Origin of the sequence: Curtobacterium sp. MCBA15_005, from assembly GCF_001864855.1 — a bacterium.
Taxonomy (GTDB): Bacteria; Actinomycetota; Actinomycetes; order Actinomycetales; family Microbacteriaceae; genus Curtobacterium; species Curtobacterium flaccumfaciens.
In genome coordinates, this window is sequence record NZ_MJGL01000027.1 from 850 (window position 1) to 2350 (window position 1501).

1 protein-coding gene is annotated in these 1501 nt (G+C 72.8%); it reads right to left on the minus strand.

The window, feature by feature from the left end:
- Window positions 1–42 precede the first annotated feature (42 nt).
- The coding region (locus BIU89_RS11910) for an LpqB family beta-propeller domain-containing protein (protein WP_071246808.1) at window positions 43–1501 on the minus strand (1459 nt) is incomplete at its 5' end.

Sequence of the window (1501 nt, forward strand, 5' to 3'; positions counted from 1 at the left end):
GGACGGGCCTCCAGGCCGGGTGGGGTGTGGAGGACCGTCGCGTCAGCGCTGGACGCCGAGCACGTCGGCGGTGACGCCCGTCGTGTCCCAGCCACCCCCGGTGGACTGCAGGACGTTGCCGCTCGACATCCGGAGCAGCAGCGCGCCACCGCTGCCGCCGCTGATCGCGGTGGCGCGCCCGTCGGGCTTCGGCAGGGTGCTCGACTTGCCGCCGATGGTGGTGCGGACGATGTTCGGACCGGTGGGGGTCTGCCCGACCGAGGCGACGTCGGTGTCGCTCACCCACGCGGCGTCGACCGCGGTGCCGCTGGCGGCCTGCACCCGGACCGGGGCGCCGAACGAGGTCGGTGACCGGTCGGAACCGCGGATGATCGCCATCACGTACAGGCCGGGGCCGTCCGAGGTCTGGATGAGCGCGAGCGCCCTGGTCGAGTCGCGGGACACCTGGAACGACACGAGGTCGCCGCGCGGCAGGGTGGTGCGCACCTGGTGGGGGTCGCCGCCGAGGCCGTACGCGGTGATGTGACGGGTGTCGGACTGCTGCCCCGCCCAGACGAAGCCGAGGTCGTCGACGGCGGGGGCGATGAGGTCGTCGCGGGCATCGACGCGCAGGCGGTCCTTGCCACGCACGACGACGACGCCGTCCCGGTTGCCGACGGCGGCCGTGGTGCCGGACGCCGACAGGGCGATCGAGGTCGGGTCGAGGCCGGCGATCGCGGCCCCGACGCCGCTGCCGAGCTCGGAGACCTTGCCGGTGCCCGAGGCGGCGTAGCCGACGACGCCGTCCTCGTCGACCAGGGGTCGGGGGTCGACGTCGGGGTTCTGCTGGGCGTCCGCTCCCCCGGAGTCCGGCACCGACAGCGTCGCGCCCTCGATCGTCATCGAGACCGACGAGATGGTGGCGACCGAGGCGAGGGACTTGCTGAGCTGTTCCCGCATCCGGACCTTGTCGACGGTGCTCGCGCGCAGGGCGTCGCTCGACAGGTCGACCAGGGCGGTGCCGCTGTCGATCGTCACCGCGTTGAGCGACAGCTGGGTGCCCTCCGGGAACGACGAGACGACGGCGCCCTTCAGCCAGTCGGCGGGCCCCGCGAGCAGGGCGCTGGCGATGCGGGTGCTCGTGGAGGACCGGGCGAGGAACCAGCGCTGGTCGGGCACGAGGAAGCGGTAGGTCGGGTCGTAGAAGTACAGCGCGTGCGGCTGGAACACCGACTCGAAGCTGACCGGCGACAGGATGATGCCGTCCGGGGCGTAGGCGATGCGCCACTCGCCGTCCTCGCGGACGAACTGGAACGTCAGCGTCGACGAGGTCGGGCGGACGGCCTGGGTGTACTCCCCCTCGGAGTCGACCGTGGCACTGGCCGTCATCGTGTAGGTGAGTTCGCTGTCGTCGGCGCGCTCGACGGTGCCGCTGCCGTCGCGGATCGTGACGCCCTGCCGCGGGTTCCACTGCTGGGCGAAGTCGGCGGCCAGGAACTGCCGGGCGATCGCGTAGTTGTCC